Annotated in this window: 14 protein-coding genes; 4 read left to right on the top strand and 10 right to left on the bottom strand. The window is 59.7% G+C overall.

From position 1 onward, the window contains the following. Nucleotides 1-41 precede the first annotated feature (41 nt). Both lysS and prfB read right to left on the bottom strand, forming a co-directional pair. Nucleotides 42-1,577: a lysine--tRNA ligase gene (lysS, locus tag BSP75_RS13210; RefSeq protein WP_042061015.1), complete on the bottom strand. Its 1,536-nt coding sequence runs from the start codon at nt 1,575-1,577 to the stop codon at nt 42-44. 16 nt (nt 1,578-1,593) lie between these two features. Further along, nucleotides 1,594-2,692, bottom strand: a protein-coding gene (gene prfB, locus BSP75_RS13205) for a peptide chain release factor 2 (protein ID WP_111805239.1) whose coding sequence is annotated in 2 segments (ribosomal slippage) — nt 1,594-2,616 and nt 2,618-2,692 — 1,098 coding nt in all. Because the reading frame shifts where the segments join, the coding sequence is not laid out codon by codon here. A 255-nt stretch (nt 2,693-2,947) separates the two neighbouring features. Between prfB and BSP75_RS13200 the strand changes: the two genes are divergently transcribed. Further along, nucleotides 2,948-4,819 carry a methyl-accepting chemotaxis protein gene (locus BSP75_RS13200; RefSeq protein WP_075113495.1) on the top strand — a complete coding sequence of 624 codons (1,872 nt, stop codon included), beginning with the start codon at nt 2,948-2,950 and terminating at the stop codon, nt 4,817-4,819. 182 nt (nt 4,820-5,001) lie between these two features. On the opposite strand, the gene BSP75_RS13195 is transcribed toward BSP75_RS13200, so the two are convergent. Then, a complete protein-coding gene (locus BSP75_RS13195; protein ID WP_171971596.1) occupies nt 5,002-7,245 on the bottom strand; it encodes an EAL domain-containing protein in 2,244 nt (747 codons plus the stop codon). A 176-nt stretch (nt 7,246-7,421) separates the two neighbouring features. Continuing rightward, nucleotides 7,422-8,621: a sodium/glutamate symporter gene (gene gltS / locus BSP75_RS13190; protein WP_042061020.1), complete on the bottom strand. Its 1,200-nt coding sequence runs from the start codon at nt 8,619-8,621 to the stop codon at nt 7,422-7,424. 446 nt (nt 8,622-9,067) lie between these two features. On the opposite strand from gltS, the gene ansA reads away from it, so the two are divergent. Continuing rightward, nucleotides 9,068-10,075: an asparaginase gene (gene ansA / locus BSP75_RS13185; RefSeq protein WP_005335195.1), complete on the top strand. Its 1,008-nt coding sequence runs from the start codon at nt 9,068-9,070 to the stop codon at nt 10,073-10,075. A gap of 314 nt (nt 10,076-10,389) precedes the next feature. On the opposite strand, the gene BSP75_RS13180 is transcribed toward ansA, so the two are convergent. Continuing rightward, the gene (locus tag BSP75_RS13180; RefSeq protein ID WP_075113493.1) at nt 10,390-10,698 is read right to left on the bottom strand and encodes a DUF1315 family protein; all 309 of its coding nucleotides are present in this window, start codon (nt 10,696-10,698) and stop codon (nt 10,390-10,392) included. 39 nt (nt 10,699-10,737) lie between these two features. Then, entirely contained in the window at nt 10,738-12,171 is a 1,434-nt protein-coding gene (locus BSP75_RS13175) for a glyceraldehyde-3-phosphate dehydrogenase (protein WP_075113492.1), read from the bottom strand. 211 nt (nt 12,172-12,382) lie between these two features. Here BSP75_RS13175 and BSP75_RS13170 point away from each other — a divergent pair, with 211 nt between their 5' ends. Beyond that, complete coding sequence (locus tag BSP75_RS13170; RefSeq protein WP_075113491.1) at nt 12,383-13,183, top strand: DUF2989 domain-containing protein; 801 nt, start codon at nt 12,383-12,385, stop codon at nt 13,181-13,183. 7 nt (nt 13,184-13,190) lie between these two features. Further along, nucleotides 13,191-13,754: an NUDIX domain-containing protein gene (locus BSP75_RS13165; protein WP_075113490.1), complete on the top strand. Its 564-nt coding sequence runs from the start codon at nt 13,191-13,193 to the stop codon at nt 13,752-13,754. A 95-nt stretch (nt 13,755-13,849) separates the two neighbouring features. On the opposite strand, the gene lipA is transcribed toward BSP75_RS13165, so the two are convergent. The 4 genes from lipA to BSP75_RS13145 all read right to left on the bottom strand — a co-directional run bounded on the left by lipA (nt 13,850) and on the right by BSP75_RS13145 (nt 17,393). Further along, the gene (gene lipA / locus BSP75_RS13160; protein ID WP_042061034.1) at nt 13,850-14,815 is read right to left on the bottom strand and encodes a lipoyl synthase; all 966 of its coding nucleotides are present in this window, start codon (nt 14,813-14,815) and stop codon (nt 13,850-13,852) included. Nucleotides 14,816-14,900: 85 nt separating this feature from the next. After that, nucleotides 14,901-15,578 carry a lipoyl(octanoyl) transferase LipB gene (gene lipB, locus BSP75_RS13155; RefSeq protein ID WP_075113489.1) on the bottom strand — a complete coding sequence of 226 codons (678 nt, stop codon included), beginning with the start codon at nt 15,576-15,578 and terminating at the stop codon, nt 14,901-14,903. Between the two features lie 62 nt (nt 15,579-15,640). After that, entirely contained in the window at nt 15,641-15,904 is a 264-nt protein-coding gene (ybeD, locus tag BSP75_RS13150; protein ID WP_042061038.1) for a DUF493 family protein YbeD, read from the bottom strand. Nucleotides 15,905-16,196: 292 nt separating this feature from the next. After that, a complete protein-coding gene (locus BSP75_RS13145) occupies nt 16,197-17,393 on the bottom strand; it encodes a D-alanyl-D-alanine carboxypeptidase family protein (protein ID WP_042061040.1) in 1,197 nt (398 codons plus the stop codon).

Genomic DNA, 17,393 nt, shown 5'->3' with positions numbered 1-17,393 from the left:
CTCGGGAGTGACCCAAGGGATGCCGCTTACTTCTGTGGGCCTTACTTCTGCGGACGCAGAGCCGGGAACAGGATAACGTCACGGATGGTGTGGCTGTTGGTGAACAGCATCACCAGACGGTCGATACCGATACCCTGACCGGCAGTCGGCGGCAGGCCGTGTTCCAGCGCGGTGACGAAGTCGGCGTCGTAGAACATGGCTTCGTCGTCGCCAGCGGCTTTCTGATCAACCTGATCCTGGAAGCGCTTGGCCTGGTCTTCTGCATCGTTCAGCTCGGAGAAGCCGTTGGCCAGCTCGCGGCCACCGATGAAGAATTCGAAGCGGTCGGTCACGTCCGGGTTCACGTCGTTGCGGCGAGCCAGCGGAGAAACGGCAGCCGGGTACTCGGTGATGAAGGTCGGTTGCAGCAGCATGTGTTCAACGGTCTCTTCGAAGATCGCGGTGATCACGTGGCCCAGCTCCCAGCCCTTCATCAGCTCGATGTGCAGACGCTTGGCAACAGCCTTGGCGCTCTCGAGGGTAGCCAGATCGTCCAGGGTCACATCCGGGTTGAACTTCAGGATGGACTCGACCATGGTGAGGCGCTGGAACGGCTGACCGAAATCGATGGTCAGGCCCTCTTCGCCCTCTTTGGCGTAACGGATCTTGGTGTCGCCCAGAATGTCCTGCGCCAGGGTGCGCAGCAGCTCTTCGGTCAGGTCCATCAGATCGATGTAGTCAGCATAGGCCATGTAGAACTCGATCATGGTGAACTCGGGGTTGTGACGCACCGAGATACCTTCGTTACGGAAGTTGCGGTTGATCTCGTAGACACGCTCGAAGCCACCGACGACCAGACGCTTCAGGTAGAGCTCCGGTGCGATACGCAGGTACATGTCGATGTCCAGCGCATTGTGGTGAGTGACGAACGGACGCGCGGAGGCGCCACCCGGGATGACTTGCATCATCGGGGTTTCCACTTCCATGAAGCGTTTTTCGTTGAAGAACTTGCGGATACCGGCAACCACCTGGGTGCGGATCATGAAGGTCTTGCGGGACTCTTCGTTGGCGATCAGATCCAGGTAACGCTGGCGGCAGCGAGCTTCCTGGTCGGTCAGACCTTTGTGCTTCTCGGGCAGCGGACGCAGTGCCTTGGTCAGCAGGCGGATATCGGAAACGTGAACGGAGAGCTCACCGGTCTGGGTCTTGAACAGGGTACCTTCGACACCCACGATGTCGCCCAGATCCCACTTCTTGAACTGCTCGTTGTAGAAACCTTCCGGCAGGTCGTCACGGGTGACGTAGACCTGGATCTTGCCGGCCATGTCCTGCAGGGTGGCGAAAGAAGCCTTGCCCATGATCCGGCGGGTCATGATGCGACCGGCAATCTTCACCCGTTTACCCAGGCTCGTCAGCTCCTCGGCGCTCTTGTCGTCAAACTCTGCGTGCAGATCGCCAGAGAGGCTGTCGCGACGGAAGTCGTTCGGGAAAGGATTACCCTGGGCGCGCAGGGCGGCCAGCTTGGAACGACGCTCAGTCATCTCGTTGTTGAGTTCGAGTGAATGATCGACTTCCGGAGTGATGGTTTGTTCAGACATGGTGATTCCTGCTTGTTTACAGACCTGATTTCAGGCTGGCTTCGATAAACTTGTCCAAGTCACCGTCGAGCACCGATTGGGTATTACGGGTTTCGACGCCGGTGCGCAGATCCTTGATACGGGAGTCATCCAGCACATAGGAACGGATCTGGCTGCCCCAACCGATATCGGACTTGGTCTCTTCAAGGGCTTGTTTCTCAGCGTTCTGCTTCTGAATTTCCAGCTCGTAGAGCTTGGCTTTCAGCTGCTTCATACACTGGTCTTTGTTTTTGTGCTGGGAACGGTCGTTCTGGCACTGTACCACGACACCGGTCGGCACGTGGGTAATACGCACCGCAGATTCGGTCCGGTTAACGTGCTGACCACCGGCACCGGAGGCGCGGTAAACGTCGATACGGAGATCCGCCGGGTTGATCTCGATGTCGATATCGTCGTCGATCTCGGGATAGACAAACACGGAGCAGAAGGAGGTGTGACGGCGTCCACCGGAATCGAACGGGGACTTGCGCACCAGACGGTGTACACCGGTTTCGGTACGCAGCCAGCCGAACGCATATTCGCCGCTGAATTTGACGGTGGCAGACTTGATGCCAGCCACGTCGCCGTCGGAGCATTCAATCAGCTCGGGCTTGTAGCCGTGGGCATCGCCCCAGCGCAGGTACATGCGCAGTACCATGTTGGCCCAATCCTGCGCTTCGGTACCACCGGAGCCGGACTGGATATCGATATAGCAGTCGGAGCCGTCGTGCTGACCGGAGAACATGCGGCGGAACTCGAGATCCACCAGCTTGGCTTCCAGCTGCTCGGATTCGGCGATGGCTTCGTTGAAGGTCTCTTCGTCTTCCCCTTCCACCGCCAGGCTCACCAGCATCTCGACGTCATCCACGCCCTGGGTCAGGGTGTCGATGGTGCCGACCACGTTTTCCAGCGTGACGCGCTCTTTGCCCAGCGCCTGTGCGCGCTCGGGTTCATTCCATACGTCCGGCTGTTCCAGCTCGGCGTTGACCTCTTCTAGACGCTCTTTCTTGGCGTCATAGTCAAAGGTACCCCCTAAGAAGCTCGGTCCGCTCAGACAGCTCCTTAAGTTTATTTAATACGGGATTAACTTCGAACATCGTGAAAACTCTCAGGGTCGATGTGACTTAAAAACGGGATATTCTAGCCAATTGTGGAAGGAATAAACAGGGTTGCCTTGGCTTGCGCACCCTATGTAGTCAATTTCTGGTGCACTTTTCCTCACCTCGGTAGAAAATATCGCCCGCAGACCCATTTTCAGGTTCAGTTTTGGCCGTTCCGGCCGCTAATGACTACGTAGTGTTGTGCACTGTTAGGGAAAAACCCGCTCCTCACCTCAATAAGAAGAACACATGATGAAAAACCTGTCACTCAAGCAGAAGATACTGTTGTCAGTGGTGATCGCCCTTTCGTTGGTGATTTCGTTGCTCTCCTGGCAGAGCTATAGCAGCCAGAAGAATCTGTTGCTGCAAGGCAGCCAGGAGCAGTTGCAGCGGCTGGGCACCCAGCAGGCTGCCAGCGTCAGTGACTGGCTCTCGGCCCGTCGCGACGTGATCCAGGCGCTCGGCAACAAGGCGAGCTCCGAACCCCTCAATGCCTTGCAACAGGCACAAGTCTCCGGCCGTTTCCAGCTCACCTATTTCGGTGAGAGCAGCGGCAAGATGCACGACTCCGATCCCTCCATCAACCGAGATGGCTACGACCCGCGCTCCCGTGGCTGGTATCAGGAGGCGATGGGCAAGGGTGGCCTTATCGTCACCAAACCCTATCTCGACGTGGCCTACAACATCATGGTGGTAACCCTGGCCCAGCCGGTTTCTGGCGGGGTGATCGGAGGTGACCTCTCCATCGCCTCGCTGGTGGAAGACGTGACCAAGATGCAGCTGCCTGCCGACGGTTTCGCCATCATGATGCACAAGGATGGCACCATCATCGCCTACAAGGATGCCGCCAAGGCGATGAAACCGGCCAGCGAGATCGACAACGATCTGACCAACGCGCTGATCGAGCAGAGCAAGTCGAGCAAGGAGCTGGTGCCGGCTTATTTTGACAACGAAGGTCGCGACAAGCTGCTGTGGGCAGTCGATATCCCCGATACCGACTGGGAACTGGTGCTGGTGCTGGACAAGGCCGCTCTGGAAGCGCCGCTCTCCTCCCTGCTGATGACCCAGCTGGGCATGGCGCTGCTGGTGCTGGTGGGCAGTATCCTCGCCATCTCCTGGCTGGTCAGCATGCTGCTTGGCCCGCTCACCAAGGTATCCCAGGCATTGGCCCGCATTGCCGACGGTAACGGCGATCTGACCCAGCGCATCAAAATCGACGCCAACGACGAAGTGGGCCAACTGGCCAACAGCTTCAACCGTTTCGTCGGCAGTCAGCACCAGCTGATCGGCAATATCCGCAAGCTGGCCAACGAGCTGAACGCCGATGCCGAGCGCAGTCTGGTGACCAACCAGGCCGCGGTGGACGAGCTGCAGCGTCAGCAGCAGGAGGTGACCATGGTCGCCACGGCGGTCACCGAGATGGCGAGCGCCACCATGGAGATCGCCGGCAACGCCGAGAATACCGCCGCCGCTGCCCAGCAATCTGCCCAGAGCAGCGAGCAGGGCAAGATGCTGGTCAACAAGACCCGTCAGTCCATCAATGGCCTGGCCGAAGAGGTGGGGCAGGCGACCGAGGTTATCGGCGAGCTGAGCCGCCACGCGCAGGCCATCACCAGCATCCTCTCCACCATTCAGGGGATTGCCGAGCAGACCAACCTGCTGGCGCTGAACGCGGCCATCGAAGCGGCCCGTGCCGGTGAGCAGGGTCGTGGTTTTGCCGTGGTCGCTGACGAGGTGCGGGTGCTGTCGCGCCGTACCCAGGACTCTACCCAGCAGATCCAGTCCACCATCGAGACCCTGCAGCAGACCACCGCCCGTGCGGTGAGCCTGATGCAGACCAGTCAGGGGCTGGCGGACAACAGTGTGCAGGATGCGGATCAGGCCGTGCGCGCGCTGGAAGAGATCACCAGCGCCATCTCCCTCATCTCCGACATGGCGGGCCAGATCGCTACGGCAGCCGAGGAGCAGACCCAGGTGACCGGCGAGATCACCCAGAACACCACCGCCATCAAGGATGTGAGTGACGAGATCACCGCCGCCGCCATGCGCGATCTGGATCAGGCCCAGAGCCTCAAAGGGCGTGCCACTGACCTGAACCAGCAGGTGTCGACCTTTATCCTGTAAGGCGCAAGTCGCAGTCCTTTTGGGCTGACATAAACAAGCCCCGCCCTCTTTCGAGTGCGGGGCTTGTTCGTTTTTTTTGGGGGGCGAGTGAACGAGTTCATTCGCCTGCTTGGCTGCGAGATTATGTCAATCAGCTGCTTGCCGTGCCCGTTTTCAGTGCAAGCCATTGGGTAAGCTCGGTTTTATTCATAGATAGGATGCGCAAACAGGTAGCCTTGCATCAGATGGCACCCCAATCGGGAGAGTTGCATGCGCACCTCATCGGTCTCGACTCCTTCAGCGATGACGGGCATCTCAAGTTCACGCCCCAGCAAGAGCACTGCTTTGACGAGTCTTTCATCCCCCTTCTGCAGGGTCTGGGTAAAGCTGTAGTCCAGTTTGATGGCATCGATAGGCAGCGAGAGCAATCGCTCCAGAGAGGAGTAACCGGTGCCAAAGTCATCCAGATGGATTTTGAATCCCGCTTGAGTCAGCGCCAGCAGTTGCGCTTCCAGCTGCCCGTGACTCTCGGCAAACAGACTCTCCGTGAGCTCAAAATGGATTGCGCTTCTTGGCAGTTGATGGCGATCGGTTAGCTCGGCGAGTTGTGGCACCAGATCTGGCTCCATCAATTGCAGTACCGACAGATTGATATTGAGGTTCAGATCGGGGTAGCTGTGTCTCAGTTCCCGCAGTGCCCCCATCGCCTGATCGGCAATCCACTTACCCATCGGGACGATCAGCCCGGCCTGCTCCGCCAGAGGAATAAATACACTTGGGGAGCAGAATCCCGTCGGAGTGGGCCAGCGGCACAGTGCTTCCACCATGGCGATGCTGTCATCGGTCACATCCATGATGGGCTGATACCAGACCTCCAGCTGTTGCAGTTGCAATGCTTCCCGCAGGGCTTGCTCCAGTTGCATGCGCTGTGAAAGCTGTTGATGCAAGATCTCCCGATAGCAGCGGTAGCAATGTTTGCCTGCCTGTTTGGCATCATACATGGCCAAATCCGCGTTGCGGATCAGCTCATCAGCACCCATGGCACCATCGTCGTAAGCGATCCCGATAGAGGCACTGACCTGGATTTTTCGTCCTCCCTGTTCGATTTGCTGGTCGGAAATAGTCCGCATCAGACGTTCGGCGAGCGTAATGGCGCCCTCTTCCTCTCGGACCATTTTGGTGATGATGGCAAATTCGTCCCCACCGATACGAAAAAGCATGTCTTCACCACGGATGACCTGTTTGAGACACTCTGCGATGGTTAGCAGGACCTGATCCCCTTGCTCGTGCCCCAGGCTGTCATTGAGGGTCTTGAAATCGTCCAGATCGATCATCAGCAGTGCGATGCGGCAGCGGTCATGTTTGCTGAGCAGACAGGGATGCTGATTGAGCTGTTCGCTCAAACATTTGCGGTTGCCCAGCTGGGTCAGGCCATCACGTCTGGCCTCGTTGTAGAGGGCCTGTTCCGATTGCTGGAGCTGCTCCACCATGCTATTGAGCGCCCTGGCCAGGGTATCGAACTCGGGGTTGCCCGATAGCGGCCAGTGTTTGCCGGTTGGTTGCAGGCTGCTGTATTGCTCGGCCAGGCGGGTGAAAATGGCGAGCCGGCGCATCACCATGCGCTCATAAATGGTGATAGTGCCGAGGCCGGCGGCGATCAGGAGCAGGGTCGAGTTAATGAGTAGCATGCGATTGCTGAGCCGTTGTTGAGCCAGCAACTGGTGATCCGCAGGAACGCGCAGTATGAGCCGACCGCTATTATCGCTGTCCGGCAGCGCGCGCTGCTCGGCCTGGGGGGCTTCTCTTGTATCCCGTAGAAACTCAAGGTCCAGCTTGGTCATCTCCCGGACCTGTTGCACGCTCGCCCCGTCAAGTTCGCGGATCATGACTATCCAGCCCTCCATGGGCGGCGCGGTTGCATCCGGATCGTGGACAGGATGAATCGCCAGCAGGATGGGGTGCTTTTGAAACCAACCGTTCAGCGTGTACCCCCTTGTGCTGTGTGATGACCAGTAGTGAGTGAGGTATGCCTGTGTTTGGGACCAGATGGGGTGGGCATCGCCCAGCGTCGCATAGGTGGCTCCCCCTCTACCGATGGCATGGTAGAGCGAGTGATCCGGTTTGATGAACAGCACAAAGTGGGTATTGAAGTTATCCAGCGTCCCTGCGTTAAAGTTCTCGTCGAGATAAGTGGGCAGGTTTCCCTTGATAAAGCGAATGGAGTCTCGCCATTCGGCATAGTCCCGAGTGCTGACCATGAGGCTTTTCTGCATGGATTCAATGTAGAGTTGCGCACGATCCAGGGCCGCTTGCTGATTGTGCTCGATCAACCGCTGGGTATTGGCAGAGAGGACTGCCGTGCTGACGCCATAGCTGATGGCTGCTGCGCATGAGATCAGCAGCAGAAGATAGAGGGATACTTTATTGCGCAGGCTATTGAGTCTCACCACACCACCCCGCATTTATTACGTCACGTATCAATAGTAGTGGAGGGGGCGCAATGTGGCCTGTGCCTTGTTTCAATCGAGTAAAAAGCCCCCCTCTTCGTCAAAAGAGGGGGGCTTCAGTCATCAGAACCTTCCGGCGGGGAGGTTCTTGTGCCTATTGCGTCTGACGGTAGGGATTACAGGAACGGCATCGCCATAAACAGCTTGATCACCATGGCGTTGATGATGTCGATGAAGAAGGCGCCCACCATGGGCACCACCAGAAACGCCAGGTGGGAGGGGCCAAAGCGCTGGGTGATGGCCTGCATGTTGGCAATCGCCGTCGGGGTGGCCCCAAGACCAAAGCCGCAGTGGCCCGCCGCCAGCACGGCCGCGTCGTAGTTGCTGCCCATGACCCGGAAGGTGACGAAGATGGCGTAGAGCGCCATCGCCACGGTCTGGGCGGCCAGCAGGATGAAGATGGGCAGGGCCAGACTGGCCAGATCCCACAGTTTCAGGCTCATCAGCGCCATGGCGAGGAACAGCGACAGGCTGACGTTGCCCAGCAGGGAGACCTCGCGGTCGCTCACCTCATGCCAGTTCAGCAGGGTCAGGACGTTGCGCAGCAGCACGCCGACAAACAGCACGCAGACAAAGATCGGCAGCTCGAAGGCGCCCCCTTTGAGGGAGGCCGAGAGCAGCTCGCCACCCTTGAGGCTGATGGCGATCAGTGCCAGCGTCTCAATCAGGCTGAAGGTAGTGAGGGGGCGCTCCATATCGGGCATTTCGAAGCCCTTGGGGGCCTCATCCTGGTTGTGCTCTTCACCGGGCACCTGCACTTTCTTCACCAGATAGCGAGCGACCGGGCCGCCGATCAGACCGCCCAGTACCAGACCGAAGGTGGCACAGGCGATGGCGAGTTCGGCGGCGGATTGCACCCCGTACTTCTCGGAGAAGGTGGCGCTCCAGGCCGCCCCGGTGCCGTGGCCGCCGGAGAGGGTGATGGAGCCGGCCAGCAGCCCCATGTGGGGATCCAGGCCGAGCAGGGTCGCCAGACCGACACCCAGACTGTTCTGCACCAGCAGCAGGCCGGTGACCACCATCAGGAAGGTAACCACCGCCTTGCCGCCGCGTTTCAGGCTGGCGAGATCGGCGGAGAGACCGATGGAGGCGAAGAAGGCCAGCATCAGCGGGGTTTGCAGGCTGGTATCAAATTGCAGCTCCATCTGCAGAGTGGAGCGCAGCAATAGCAGTACCAGCGCGACCACCAGGCCGCCGGCTACCGGTTTGGGGATGTTGAAGGTTCGCAGCAGCCCGACCCGGGTGACCAGCACCCGGCCAAGCAGCAATACCAGAGTGGCAGCGACCAACGTTGCGTAGGAATCAAGTTGTAACATTCAGTACTCCCATGTTGATTGGCTGTGTCTTTCATAGCAAAAGACTTACAGATTCAGCCGGGATGAAAACAGTGTGGCTCATGCGCCAACAAAGAAGGGGAAACATCTCCCCGCCCCAGGAAAGATGGGGCTTGTGCGGGCCTGAAATGCTCAGGCATCCAGATGAGATTTTAGTAAAATCCGACGGATTGTAGCAAAAAACATCGTTTAATTCCATCTTTGTCGTATTAATGCTCGTTTTAGTTGTTTATTGTGACATTTAACACTATGGGGGTAGTGGGCAAAAATGCCGAAAAGGGTGCATGGAACGGCTGTCATTTGGGGCGCCAGTCTCTATAATTCGCCGGTTTCCGCTGCGCGCAGAGGAGCTGGCGGGCGTTGACATTGTGGTTCACCCCGACATGGCTCATGTTCCGGCGGTGTTCACTTCATCAAGAGGAGAGGGTGTGAAGAAGTCTATCTACATTGCCTACACAGGCGGCACCATTGGGATGCAGCGTTCCGATCACGGCTACGTGCCGATGGCGGGCTTTATGGAAGACTGTCTGGCGCGGATGCCCGAGTTCCACCGCCCCGAGATGCCGGATTACCATATCCACGAATATGCGCCCCTCATCGACTCCTCCGACATGACCCCGGCGGACTGGCAGCGCATCGCCGAAGACATTCGCGACAACTATGAGAAGTACGACGGCTTTGTGATCCTGCACGGCACCGACACCATGTCGTTCACCGCCTCGGCGCTCTCCTTCATGCTGGAAGATCTGCACAAGCCGGTCATCATCACCGGCTCCCAGATCCCGCTGGCCGAGCTGCGCTCCGACGGTCAGCAGAACCTGCTCAACGCCCTCTATATCGCGGCCAACTACCCGATCCACGAAGTGACGCTGTTCTTCAACAACCAGCTCTATCGCGGCAACCGCAGCAAGAAGGTGCACGCCGATGGCTTCCACGCCTTCGATTCGCCCAACTATCCGCCGCTGCTCAATGCCGGGATCGCCATCTCGCTGGAAGCGGGTGAGCTGGGCGTGCCGTCCGAGCGGCCGCTGGTGCTGCACGACATCACCCCCCAGCCGATCGGCGTGGTGACCCTCTATCCGGGCATCTCCAGCGAGGTGATCGCCAACATCCTGCAACAGCCGGTGAAGGCGCTGATCCTGCTGTCGTTCGGGGTCGGCAATGCGCCGCAGAACCCGGCCATGCTGGCGCTGCTCTCTGAGGCTTCCGCTCGCGGCGTCATCATTGTCAACCTGAGCCAGTGTCTGCACGGCAAGGTCAATATGGGGGGCTATGCCACCGGCAATGCCCTGTCGCGGGCCGGGGTGATCTCGGGCTTTGACATGACCGCCGAAGCGGCGCTCACCAAGCTGCACTTCCTGCTGAGCCAGGATTTGCCATCCCACCGCATTCGCGAGCTGATGCAGCAGTCGCTGCGCGGGGAGCTGACGCCCTGAGCGTTGCGGCCCTCACCCTAACCTTCTCCCTTGGGGAGAGGGGATAGCTCGGGGGGGTTGGCAGCAAGGCTTGCCATCATGAAGATCGCCCGTAGGTGGCCCGCTTACTGTCCGCAGGCTGCGAGCCTGCTCCCTTCTCCCTCCCCCGCGGGAGAAGGGCCGGGGATGAGGGGGATGAGTCACCCTGCAGAGAGAGGGAAAAAGAGGGGAGCCATAGTGGCTCCCCTCTTTGCTATTTATCGCACTCTTTATCGAACTATGTATCGCTCTCTTGCTATTCGATTGGCCGCCGCGAGACGGGATGGCGAGCGGTCTCAGTGGTTGAGATTGACCCGCACTATCTCCTCTTCAACTGGCTGATTTTCTTCACGAAACAGCCGCTTTAGCTCGCTCTTGCTCTTCATCACGATCTCGCCGTCGCGGCCGATGTTCATATGCTCGGGGTTGTCGAGGTGCATCGCTTGCCAGGCCATCACGGCTTGCAGCGATGTGGCCTTCTGCTCGTCGGTGAGGGGCTTGCCATCGGGCCACTTGCCCAGCTCGACTGCGGTCTTGAGCCGCTCGTACACCTCTTGTGGCATCTGCCTGATTGCTTGCAAAAACTCACCCTGTTGAAACGACATCCGGCCTCTCCTTGCACATTGAGCCATGACGAATCGGGATCAGGCCGGCAGATCCTGGCGGACTACGCCAGCCATCTGCTCCATCACCCGCACTACCTGACAACTGTACCCGAACTCGTTGTCATACCATACGTAGAGCACACAGTGATCCCCCTCGGCGATGGTCGCCTGGGAGTCGACGATGCCCGCATAGCGGGAACCCACCATGTCGGAGGAGACCAGCTCGGTGCTGGCGCTGAAGTCGATCTGGCGATGGAGTGCCGAGCTTAGTGCCATCTGTTGCAGATAGGCGTTGAGGCTCTCCCGATCGGTGGCCTGCTCCAGCGACAGATTGATGATGGCCAGCGAGACATTGGGGGTCGGCACCCGGATGGCGTTGCCGGTCAGCTTGCCCTTGAGTTCGGGCAGCGCCTTGGCCACCGCTTTGGCGGCGCCGGTGCTGGTCATCACCATGTTGAGGGCGGCGCTGCGACCACGTCGCTCTCCCTTGTGATAGTTGTCGATCAGGTTCTGATCGTTGGTGTAGGAGTGGACCGTCTCCACGTGGCCGTGGCGGATGCCGTACCGCTCCTGCATTACCTTGAGCACCGGCGTGATGGCATTGGTGGTGCAGGAGGCGGCGGAGATGATCCTGTCATCCGGGCCTATCACCTCGTGGTTGACCCCGAACACCACGTTCTTCATCTCCCCCTTGCCGGGGGCGGTCAGCAGTACCTTGCCGGCACCGCGCGCCTTGAGGTGTTCGGAGAGGCCCGTTTCATCGCGCCAGGCCCCGGTGTTGTCGACGATCAGCGCATCGTGAATGCCGTAGGCGGTGTAGTCGATGTCAGCCGGACTATTGGCGTAGAACACCTGAATAAAGGTGCCGTTGGCGATGATGGCGCTGCGCTCCACATCCACTTCGATGGAGCCGTTGAAGGGGCCGTGCACCGAATCACGGCGCAGCAGGCTGGCGCGTTTCTCCAGATCTCCGTCGCGGCCGCCACGCACCACGATGGCACGCAGGCGCAGCGGATTGGCGGCGCCGGTACGCTCGATCAGCAGGCGGGCCAGCAGGCGGCCGATACGGCCAAAACCGTAGAGCACCACGTCGGTAGCTTGCGGCATCTGGCTGCGGCCAAGGGCCGGCGCCAGTCTGGCTTGGAGATAGTCCTCGATCCTCGCCTCATCCTGATGATCCTGCCAGTAACACACCGCCAGTTTGCCCAGATCGATCTCGGCGGCGGTGGGTTTCAGGGCAACGATGGCCTGGAGCAGGGGGAAGCTGTGCTGGATGGGGAGGGGAGCGCCCTGGTGGCGGCGGACGACCCGGTGGGCCTTGAGGATATCGATGGTGGAGGCGTTTTGCAGCGGGCGGCCGTAGAGGGTGATCTCGACCCCTTGTTGTCGGTAGAGGCGACCAATCAAGGGCTGCATGGCTTCGGCGAGCTCCTGGCTCTCCTGCCACGCTTGCAAGTAGTGCTCGTGGGTCATTGACCAGATCCTTTATTTCACGTTGTTGGTGTAAATAGAAAATTCGTCGAATGCAGATCAGTGTAGGGGTGTATATTTCGTTATATTATTCTGCAATCGCGGCCTTATATGGCGCGCGCATTGTAATGGATATGTAATCGGTTTGCTAGCCGTAGGTGGCCACTCGAGGCTCCCGTTGTTACCAACCTGCGTTATCAACAAGATGTGAGCCATGGCCAATTTCCCCCTGCGACAGACTTTCATCATGCTTTCCGTCGGCCTTGTCGTGGCGGGCTGCAATGACGACCGGATCCACAATATTTGCAGCAACCATCCCGAGCTTTGTCAGGATCTGGTGGACGATGGCTGGTGCCGCTACGAGCGTACCGACATCATTCGCAGCCGCTTCTACCTCAAGGAGGAGGGGACGGATCGGCGCAAGTACGAGCTGATGCGCAACCTTGAGCGCTATCTCAAGTGTGCCGAGCGCTCCACCAACATCGAGTACAAGAATGCCCGCGAGCAGAAGAGCCCGCGGGTGGAGGGGATGCTGGCGGCCGGGGATCAGCTGGCCCAGCTCGATGTGGCAACCCGCAATTTACAGGATCCCTATCTGCTGCTCTGGCACTGGACCAACAACACCAACGAGCTGGCCCGCCAGCAGTTTATGGCGCTGGAAGGCACCAAGGTGCTCGACGAGCCGGAGCTGCAACTGGCGCTCGGCGGTATCTACGCCAAGAGCGACCCCGAGAAGGCCATCGCCACCCTGCAGCGCGGCCTCTCCCTCTATCGGGAGGGGGAGCAGGTCAACAGTCGCATGCTCACCTCTCTCAGCACCCTCTACATGGGTCAGAAGCAGTACGGGCTGGCCTATCTGTGGGGCAAGGTGAGCGAATCGTTTCAGGATGCGCCAGAGGTCTCGGCCAAGCGTTTTGGCATCTATCACTCCCTGAGCAAGACCGAGCAGGATGGCTACGATGTGCGGGCTGCCGAGATTGTCGAGCAGCTCAAGCATGGCAACTACCGGCCCTGATGCAGTGATGACGACGCTCTCCCCGGCCAGCTGCTGGCCCAATCCGTTCGATCTCTGTTTCGTTCATGGCGAGGTGATCACCGATGGCCGCACCCTGGAGCGGCTCACTGTGCGCGCCGTGGTGCCCCGTGGCGACGAACTGCTGCTGGTTCACTCCCGGGTCAACGGCGATCTGATGTTTCCTGGCGGTGGCGTTGAAGCGGGGGAAAACCACCATGTAGCGCTGGCCCGCGAGCTGCTGGAGGAGTGCGGTGCCGAGCTGATGGAAGTGGGGGCTCTGCTTGGCGAGACCCGTGAATATCGCGCCGCCCGCGAGTCGGGGTTTGATGCCTACTGCATCCGTTCGCTCTACTACTTGTGCCGGATTGGCGATCAGCTGGTGGCCCCGCAGCCGCAGCCCTACGAGATCCGCCTCGGCTTCGTGCCCGGCTGGTTTGCCCTCGATGATGCGCTGCAGACCAACAAGACCCAGCTGGCGGGGCCCTGTCCCCAATGGACGGCGCGGGAGACCCGGGTGCTGGCCCAGCTGCAACGCTGGCATCAGCAGGGGATCTTCGACAACGGCTGCTGAGCACATCAAGCAGTTGCGGTCAGGGATACCTACAAAAAGAGCGCCAATAGGCGCTCTTTTCTTATTGTGAGGGTTGGCCTCTCTGTCGTGCGAGGTTATTTGACCTCTTCACCCTTGGCTTGCAGATCCGCGTGGTAGGAGGAGCGCACGAAGGGGCCGCAGGCGGCGTGGGTAAAGCCCAGCGCCATGGCGACATCTTTCAGCTCGTCAAACTCTGCAGGCGGCACGTAGCGCTTCACCGGCAGGTGGTGGCGGCTCGGCTGCAGATACTGGCCCAGAGTCAGCATGTTGACGCCGTGCTCGCGTAAGTCCTTGAGTACCTGCACGATCTCTTCGTTGGTTTCGCCAAGGCCCATCATGACACCGGATTTGGTCGGTACATGGGGGTGCATCTCCTTGATGCGGCGCAGCAGCTCCAGCGACCACTTGTAGTCGGCACCTGGGCGGGCGACCCGATACATGCGCGGCGCGGTTTCCAGGTTGTGGTTGAAGACATCCGGCGGGGTGTCGCGGAACACCTCCAGCGCCTGTTCCATCCGGCCACGGAAGTCCGGGGTCAGGATCTCGATGCGGGTCTGCGGGCTGTGCTCGCGGATCTGCTTGATGCAGTCGGCAAAGTGCTGGGCACCGCCGTCGCGCAGATCGTCGCGGTCCACCGAGGTGATTACCACGTACTTGAGCCCCATCTCCTTGATGGTCAGTGCCAGCTTCTTCGGCTCTTCCGGGTCGAGCGCCAGCGGGCGGCCGTGGGCCACGTCGCAGAAGGGGCAGCGGCGGGTGCAGATGGCGCCCATGATCATGAAGGTGGCGGTGCCGTGGTTGAAGCACTCCGCCAGGTTTGGGCAGGAGGCCTCTTCACAGACAGAGTGCAGCTTGTTCTTGCGCAAGGTGCTCTTGATGTGTTCGATCTTCTGGCTGGAGGGGGGCAGCTTGATCCGCATCCAGTCCGGCTTGCGAAGGAGTTCTTCGTTGGGATCCGGCATGAATTTCACCGGGATCAGGGCCATCTTGTCGCCATCGCGCAGCTTGACGCCCGGCTCCATACGAACGGGTTTGCTCATGATTCACTCTCGGTGTTTGTTATTGTCTGGTTGGTAGCCATCAGGGTCTGCTCGGAGCCCTCATGGTTGCACGGCATGGGGTTGCTCATGCTGCTTCTTCGGTATTGATGATCGTTTGATAGCCAATCAGGTTGGCCAGTTCGGCCACCAGAATGGATTGCGCCTCGGCCACGCTCTGCGGGCCGTCCAGGGCGCTGGTCTGGGTCATGGCCATGCCTGCATAGCCGCACGGATTGATGTGCAGGAAGGGGGTCATGTCCATGTTGATGTTGAGGGCCAGCCCGTGGAACGAGCACCCCTTGCGGATGCGCAGGCCGAGCGAGGCCAGTTTGGCCTCCATGCCGAGATCATTTTTCACATAGACCCCGGGGGCATCGGCCTTGGCATAGGCCTGAATATCGCTCTTGGCGAGGGTATTGATGATGGCTGTCTCCAGCGCGGTCACCAGCTCGCGAACCGAGAATCTGCAGCGGCGGACATCCACCAGTACGTAGAGAACCAGCTGGCCCGGGCCGTGATAGGTCACCTGACCGCCGCGATCGCTCTGCACCACCGGGATATTGCCCGGATTGAGCAGGTGTTCGGCCTTGCCGGCCTGACCCTGGGTGTAGACGGGATCGTGCTCGACCACCCAGAACTCGTCCGGGGTGTCGGGGGTGCGGTTGTCGGTGAAGGCTTTCATGGCGTCCCATACCGGCTGGTAGGGGCGGCGACCCAGCTGCCTGACAATCAGGCTGGACTGGGCGGGGATCTGGGATGACATGGCGTCCTCGCGGCGTGCTGCGGCCAAAAACAGTCGCCCCGCAGAACGGGGCGAGAGAGAAATTACAGTACGTATTTCACCAGCTCGATCTTGCCAAGAGCGTGGTACATCGCTTCGATGTGCTCCTTGCTCTGGGCAGTCACGGTCACGCGGACCGAGTGGTAGTTGCCCTTGGAGCTGGGCTGGACAGTCGGGCTGTAGGTGCCGGGGGCGTGCTGCTGCAGCACTTCAACCACCCTTTCCGGCAGTGCCGGGTCGGCAACGCCGAGCACCTTGAACGGGAATTTGCAGGGAAACTCCAGCAGTTCATCAAACTTGGTATTCATTTACTCACCTTTTGCGTCATCAACGGGATGACTTCATCTTGGATGGCTAGTGGCCGATGGCCCGTGGAGGCCGCCATTTCAAGTCTATATGGGCACGGCTCATAACTATATGGGCGCTGCCCGGACCGGGATCAAGGCCAGGATCGGTCAGACATGGATGGAAGTGCTGCTTTTTACCACAAATCAGGGTAAGGCGGAACCTGCAGTTTACAGGGTTATTCACTGCCTTTACCGGTCACAGACAGCAGCGGCGCCTGTTGGCGCCGCTGTTTGGTGAGGATTGTGCGTCGGATTACTTGAACCAGCTGGTGACCAGCAGTACCAGGTAGTCCCACAGACGGCTCATCAAGCCACCTTCCTGCACCTCTTCCAGGGCGACCAGCGGCACCTGCTTGATCTCTTTGTCGCCCTGCTTCAGGAACACGGTACCGACGCGCTGACCCTTGGCCAGCGGCGCTTTCAGCTCGCTGTCGAGCTGGAAGTCAGCCTTCAGGTTGTTGCCCTGACCGCGGGTGACCAGCACGGAGACATCTTTGTCGACGCCCAGTTTCACTTCAGACTTGTCGCCCATCCAGATCTTCTGGGTGACCAGCTCGGTGCCCGCCTTGTACGGGGTCAGGCTCTGGAAGAAGCGGAAGCCGTAGGTGAGCAGTTTTTTGCTCTCGGCGGCGCGGGAACCTTCGCTGCTGGCGCCCAGCACCACGGCGATCAGGCGCATGCCTTCGTTGTTGGTGGCAGAGGAGACCAGGTTATAGCCGACCTGGCTGACGTGGCCGGTCTTGATGCCATCCACTTGCAGGGATTGATCCCACAGCAGGCGGTTACGGTTGTGCTGGGTGATGCCGTTGAACACGAAGGATTTCTGGGAGTAGATCTTGTACTCCTCCGGCAGGTCGCGGATCAGCGCCTGACCCAGACGGGCCATATCGTGAGCGGTACTGTAGTGACCTTCCGCATCCAGACCGTGCGGGTTCATGAAGTGGCTGTCGTTCATGCCGAGCTTGGCGGCCCAGCTGTTCATCAGGCTGGCGAAGGAGTCGGTGCTGCCCGCCAGGAATTCGGCCATGGCGACGCAGGCGTCGTTGCCAGACTGGATGATGATGCCCTTGTTCAGGTCATCGACGGAGACCTGCTTGCCCACCTCGATAAACATCTTGGAGGAGTCGGAGTAGTTCTTGGACCAGGCGTTCTGGCTGATGGTCACCATGTCGGTGCGCTTGATGTTCCCCTTCAGCAGCTCCTGGCCGATGATGTAGGAGGTCATCATCTTGGTCAGACTAGCGGGCGGCAGACGCTCTTCGGCGTTCTGCTCGGCCAGCACCTGACCGGAGTAGTAGTCGATCAGAATATGGGCCTTGGCGGAGATCTCCGGCGCGGCGGGCACCACCATGGGCATGGCATTCGGGGTCGGTGTCGGCACCGGCGTATTGGCCTGGGCGGTTACGCTGATCAGTGAGGCCAGAAGAACTGAACGGGCAAATTTGGACAT

Source organism: Aeromonas sp. YN13HZO-058, assembly GCF_001921245.1.
GTDB lineage: Bacteria > Pseudomonadota > Gammaproteobacteria > Enterobacterales > Aeromonadaceae > Aeromonas > Aeromonas allosaccharophila.
This window is presented reverse-complemented; position numbering and strand designations above follow the sequence as displayed.